The organism is Alicyclobacillus sp. SP_1, assembly GCF_024706985.1.
Lineage (GTDB): Bacteria > Bacillota > Bacilli > Alicyclobacillales > Alicyclobacillaceae > Alicyclobacillus_I.
In genome coordinates this window covers 1-6020 of record NZ_JAMCCX010000057.1, presented here as the reverse complement: position 1 = coordinate 6020, position 6020 = coordinate 1, and the positions used below count along the sequence as shown (strand labels likewise).

Sequence of the window (6020 nt, the reverse complement as noted above, 5' to 3'; positions counted from 1 at the left end):
GTCTTTCGACTGGTCTTGTCTTCTTCGTTCTTTCGGATGGTGTGCGTGTTTAGTTTTCAAGGGACGCTCGTCTCTTTTCCCTCGTCTCAGGGCTCTTTCGCCCCGCTCCGTGGTGAAGCGACGTTTGTTAATATACCACGCCACGCCGTCCAATGCAACCACGAAATATGCCTTTCTTAAAAATCGACTCTGGCAGATTCTCGAACGGCTCTCGAACGGCTCTCGAACGGCTCCCGAAAAGCTTCTCGAAAGACTGCCAATTCACAAAGAAACACGGGCAAAAGTCCGTCACAGCGGCTTTTGCCCGTGTTTTGCTACGCTCTAGATTAGATGTCGAGATCGTCCGCTGCGACCGACGCAGACGCCTTACCTTGGCGAATGGCGAGCTGCCAGCGGAGGTACGCGTCGATAAACGGATCGAGCAAACCATCCACCACCGCCTGCACGTTTCCAATCTCACAGCCCGTGCGGTGATCTTTCACCAACGAGTATGGATGAAACACGTAGGAGCGAATTTGGCTTCCCCACGCAATTTCCTTCTGTTCGCCGCGAATTCCCGCGAGATGTGCCTCCTGCTCCTCGCGACGACGTTCGTACAGACGCGCCTTAAGCAAATTCATAGCGACGGCACGATTTTGGATTTGGGACCGTTCACTCTGACAGCCCACCACAATGCCCGTTGGCAAGTGCGTAATGCGCACCGCCGAGTCGGTCGTATTCACGTGCTGCCCCCCGGCGCCGCTCGAGCGGTAGACATCAATCTTCAGGTCCTCGGTCCGAATGTCGATCTCGATGGAATCGTCCATCTCCGGGATGACATCCACCGATGCAAACGACGTATGCCGTCGCCCAGAGGCATCGAACGGCGAGATGCGAACTAGTCGATGAACGCCTTTCTCCGCCTTCAAATAGCCGTACGCATTGTGCCCCTTGATGAGAAGGGTGACGCTTTTGACGCCGGCTTCATCGCCAGGAAGATAATCGACCATCTCCACCTTGTAGCCGCGACTTTCTGCATAACGCGTGTACATCCGCAGCAAAATGGAAGCCCAATCTTGCGATTCCGTCCCACCTGCACCCGGATGAAGCTCGAGAATAGCGTTGTTCGCATCGTATTCACCGGACAGCATCAATTCCAGCTCAAACTTGCCAATCGAAGCGGACAATTCGGCTACGAGGCGATTCGCGTCCGCAAACAGCTCCGCGTCGTTCTCCTCTGCAGCGAGATCGAGCGTAACATCAACATCGTCTTTCGCATTCAAAAGCTCGCGCATCCGCTCGACAATACTGCGGAGCGCATTCGTCTCGGCAATGACCTTTTGGGCCTTCGCCTGATCATCCCAAAAAGACGATTGAGACATCTTTTCCTCTAACGAGGCAATGCGCGACTCCTTGGCCGCAAGGTCAAAGAGACCTCCCGATATCCGCCAGCCGAGTCGACAGCGCGGAGAGTTCCGTTCTCAATTCAACAAACGTTTCTGCCATTTCCAGCACCCATTCCTTTCATTTGAAAACGCTCGCCTTCTAAAACGTTCGCCTTCTATGCTACGTTCAACCACCCTGAACTGGCACCGCGTCGTGCATCGGAATGGGTTGAGGCGCCGTTGAGACAGTCGACTTGAAGACGTAGAGGATAATCTCCTCTTCCATCGAATGAACCACCGCTTCAAACATCTCAAAGCCTTCGCGCTGATAGATAACCAGCGGATCGGCCTGACCATACGAGCGCAAGTGTACGCCTTGCCGGAATTGATCCATGGCGTCGATATGGTCCATCCACTTGGAATCGACGGTGCGCAGAACGACCACTCGTTCCAAATCCCGAAGGAACTCGCCGAGTTCTGCCTCGCGTTCGTCGTAGTTGCCGATAAAGTAATCGACAAGGCGCTGACGGAGTTCTTCGCGGTCTAATTTGCGAAGTTCCGACTCTGCCACCTGTTCTGGTTTCAGGAAGTAATGCTCGCCATACTGAAGGAGAGCGGGAATGTCCCAGTCTTCCGGGACCTGCTCCTCGGAGCAGTAGACTTCGAGCATGTGGTCCACTAAGTCGCGTCCCATGCCTTCGACGATGGGCCGAAGATTGGTCATCTCAAGAATCTGGCGCCGCTGCCGATAGATGACCTCGCGTTGCTTGTTCATCACATCGTCGTAGCGAAGCACATGTTTACGCACGTCATAGTTGTTGCCTTCCACCTTTTTCTGCGCACGTTCCATCGCGCCGGTGAGCATGCTGTGCTCAATCGGCATATCCTCTTCCATACCCATCCTATCCATCAAGCGCTTGATGTTGTCCGACCCAAACAGCCGCAACAAGTCGTCTTCGAGAGACAGGAAAAACTGTGAGGAACCAGGGTCACCTTGGCGGCCTGCGCGACCGCGCAACTGATTGTCGATCCGCCGACTCTCATGCCGCTCTGTTCCGATGATATGGAGGCCGCCAAGTTCTTGAACTCCCTCGCCAAGCAGGATGTCTGTGCCGCGACCAGCCATATTGGTGGCTATCGTGACCGAGTTGCGCTGACCGGCATGCGATATAATCTCCGCTTCGCGCTCATGCTGCTTCGCGTTCAACACTTGATGAGGAATGCCCCGCTTGGTCAGAAGACGCGACACGATTTCGGACTTGTCAATGGACGTGGTACCCACGAGAACTGGCTGACCCGTCGCGTGCCGTTTCGTAATCTCTTCGACGACAGCATTGAACTTGGCTGTTTCCGTCTTGTAAATGACATCTCCCATATCATCTCGTATGGTGGGACGATTGGTGGGGATGACGACGACATCCATGCCGTAAATTTCTGTGAGTTCCTTTTCCTCGGTCTTGGCGGTACCCGTCATGCCCGACAGTTTTTCATACATGCGAAAGTAATTTTGAAGCGTAATGGTCGCCAAAGTCTTCGACTCATTTTGGACCTTCACGCCTTCTTTCGCCTCAATCGCTTGATGCAGTCCTTCGCTGTAACGGCGCCCTTGCATCAACCGCCCTGTAAACTCATCGACGATGACTATTTCATCACCCATGACGACGTAATCCTTGTCCCGATGCATCAGCCCGTGAGCCTTCAGTCCCTGGGTAATATGATGCATCAGGGTGACATGCTCTGGGTCAAAGAGATTCTCCACGCGAAAGAACTTCTCCGCCTTGTGAATTCCGGAGTCCGTCAAGTTCGCCGTGCGCATCTTTTCGTCAATATCGTAGTCTTCTTTTTTCAAGCTGCGCACGAACAAATCGGTCCGAAAGTACAGGTCTGCCGATTTGTCGCCAGGTCCGGAAATGATGAGCGGTGTTCGCGCTTCGTCAATCAAAATGCTGTCCACTTCGTCGACGATGGCAAAGTGCAGTGGCTTTTGTACCATCTCTCCTGCGGACATGACCATGTTATCCCGCAGGTAATCAAAGCCAAACTCGTTGTTCGTGCCATACGTGACATCTGCGGCATATGCAGCTTGCTTAGTGGCATGGTCCATGTCGTGAACATTGAGACCAACGGTCAGGCCGAGAAATTGATGCAAACGACCCATCTGCTCTGCGTCACGGCGAGCCAGATAGTCATTGACCGTCACGACATGCACACCTTTGCCAGTCAATCCATTCAGATAAGACGGCAGAGTTGCGACGAGCGTCTTACCTTCACCAGTTCTCATCTCTGCAACCCGGCCATCGTGCAAGACAATGCCGCCCATCAGCTGGACGTCAAAATGGCGCATGCCAAGTACGCGCTTTGCCGCCTCTCTGGTCACGGCAAACGCTTCGTACAATAGGTTGTCTAATTTCTCTCCATTGTCGATCCGCTCTCGGAACTGCACGGTCATCCCACGTAATTCTTCATCGGACAAGTCGACATATCTTGACTCTAATTCGTTGATTCGCATCACTTTCCGACGCAGTCGTGCGATGTCTCGCTCATTCGAATCAAACACTTGCTTGAGGAGTCCCACGGAAAGGAAACACCCCTTTCACAGATTGAGCCTCGGCCCTTCAGTCTCCATCTTAAGATTGTACAATATTGGGGCAGTGTAGTACAGTGAAAAGAAACTACGGATCCTAATTTGGTCTGCAGTCCACTCGCTATCCATTCACAATTCATGCTGAGCAGACCTGCGCTCACGACTTTTGAACGGAGGGCTAGACCTGAAACTCTGTCTTGTAATGATTGTCAAGGATGCCGAATCGACTCTTTCTCGATGCTTAGAGAGCGTGGCCGCAGAAGTCGATGAAATTGTGATTGTAGATACCGGATCGACAGACAGAACCGTTGAAATCGCCGAACGATTCACATCCGGCGTGCACCACATAGATTGGAATGATAACTTTTCAGAAGCGCGCAATTTCGCTTTAGACCAATCTGACGGGGACTTCCATCTCATTTTAGACGCAGATGAATACTTGAGCAGCGGACAAGGTCTCAAAGCATCTATCGAGGCTCTGCGCGCCACCCATGGATTATTTATAGGTAAACTGCTCCGTCGAAACGCTTATCTTCATCAAGGCGCAATGCAGTTCTCGTCAAGTTATTTATCACGAATTATCCCGAGAAGTATTCGCTACGTTGGGGCAATTCATGAACAAGTAGACTCAGGCGACTTGCCCGCCGTCCCTTTGCCCACTTTTTGCGTCGAACATGACGGGTACTTAGAGACAGATAAATCGAAACGAAACATTCCAATCCTACTAAAAGTCTTACAAGATGACTCATCAAACCCGTACTTGAGGTTTCAATTAGGGAGAGAGTATCGTATTCAAGGAAAGTACGACTTGGCCGAGAATGAATATCTGAAAGCACTATCAACCTGCAATTCGACTCTTTCTATATTTCCACCACTCGTCGTGGACATCGTATACAATTGCCTCTATTGCCACAATTTTCACCTAGGCTATCACGTACTAGAGACTTATGCCAAAGACCTACAGTGGTACTCGGATTTCCATTTTGTTCGCGGATTGTTTTTCATGCGTTGGATTTTGAGCGATATCGAGCAGATGAAGTACTTCTCTGAAATAGAGGTTGCGTATAAGCACTGCCTCTTATTAGGTGAGCAAACACTGGTCGAAAGCGTGGAAGGTACAGGGTCATATTTGGCCGCTCAAAACTTAGCCGCCTTCTACAGAGCTACAGGAAATCACTCTAAGGCAGACCGATACAACTCTTTGGCTTCTATGATGAGACAGGATCGACGATAGAGGTCCGCAAACTAAATGTGCACGTCCAGTGCACTCTCAAACATTTTTCTCAAATGTTCTGGTGGTATTTTGTAAACCACTTGTCCAGTCGTGACATCCATAATATTAATCCAATACCGCTCCGCTTTCTTAGAAAGGTCAAATTCACTTTTCAAACGGGCATCACTTGTCATCTGAACGTCAACTGACGCATCCTTGTGGACGTTCGGGCTATCGTTACCAACAGCGGATTCCTTACTGCTATGGAAAGCTTTCATGAGATTGTGAAAGTTGTTCCGATTCCACCTGAGAACGATTTAAAACGACTTGCGTAAACACACCCTATCCCTCCACCCAAACTAATGGAATGAGTTTATTCTCTATGAAGATTCTAGGTGGTCTGGGTATGCCCGTCAAGTGAATTCGGAACAACGGCTGCCGCCGTTTTGTTTCTCACTATTTACTGGCCTTCGACAGATACTGATAAGCCTTGAATTGGCTGTTTTCTTTAATTGATGAGATTTGAGACAGAGATGCGATCCACGCCTCGTCCTCTCTTGACAAAGGTAGTACAGTTGCAGAATAAGAGCGTTCACTGTATCCCGCATCACAAAGCATTCGATCAATTTCATAGAGAGTGAAGAATCGTAGGTGCGTTTTATCCAAAAGGCCAGACTCTGTATATGTCCAAGTTCCATTAATAAGACTCTTAATCACACTGTGATGCATGACGTTCGGTATGCTAACTAAAAGCTTTCCGCCTTTTTTGAGATATTTCCTAACACTACAACGCAATAAATTTCCGCTGGACGTAGCCCGAAAAACATGATACGATTGGAGGCGGGATTCGGTTGTTGGG

The 6020-nt window shown here is 50.3% G+C and carries 4 protein-coding genes and 1 pseudogene; 1 reads left to right on the top strand and 4 read right to left on the bottom strand.

Features of this window, described 5'->3' with window-relative positions; all coding sequences use genetic code 11:
- Nucleotides 1–326: 326 nt before the first annotated feature.
- Both prfB and secA read right to left on the bottom strand, forming a co-directional pair.
- Nucleotides 327–1485, bottom strand: a protein-coding gene (prfB, locus tag M4I36_RS13030; RefSeq protein ID WP_258112186.1) for a peptide chain release factor 2 whose coding sequence is annotated in 2 segments (ribosomal slippage) — nucleotides 327–1418 and nucleotides 1420–1485 — 1158 coding nt in all. Because the reading frame shifts where the segments join, the coding sequence is not laid out codon by codon here.
- 66 nt (nucleotides 1486–1551) lie between these two features.
- Entirely contained in the window at nucleotides 1552–3939 is a 2388-nt protein-coding gene (gene secA, locus M4I36_RS13025; RefSeq protein ID WP_258112185.1) for a preprotein translocase subunit SecA, read from the bottom strand.
- Between the two features lie 211 nt (nucleotides 3940–4150).
- Here secA and M4I36_RS13020 point away from each other — a divergent pair, with 211 nt between their 5' ends.
- Nucleotides 4151–5182, top strand: a complete 1032-nt coding sequence (locus tag M4I36_RS13020) for a glycosyltransferase family 2 protein (RefSeq protein WP_258112184.1) — start codon at nucleotides 4151–4153, stop codon at nucleotides 5180–5182.
- Between the two features lie 11 nt (nucleotides 5183–5193).
- On the opposite strand, the gene M4I36_RS16915 is transcribed toward M4I36_RS13020, so the two are convergent.
- Nucleotides 5194–5355: a flagellar protein FlaG gene (locus M4I36_RS16915; RefSeq protein WP_374986247.1), complete on the bottom strand. Its 162-nt coding sequence runs from the start codon at nucleotides 5353–5355 to the stop codon at nucleotides 5194–5196.
- Nucleotides 5356–5755: 400 nt separating this feature from the next.
- Nucleotides 5756–5944: pseudogene (locus tag M4I36_RS13015) on the bottom strand (glycosyl transferase); the annotation flags it as partial.
- Between the last annotated feature and the right edge of the window lie 76 nt (nucleotides 5945–6020).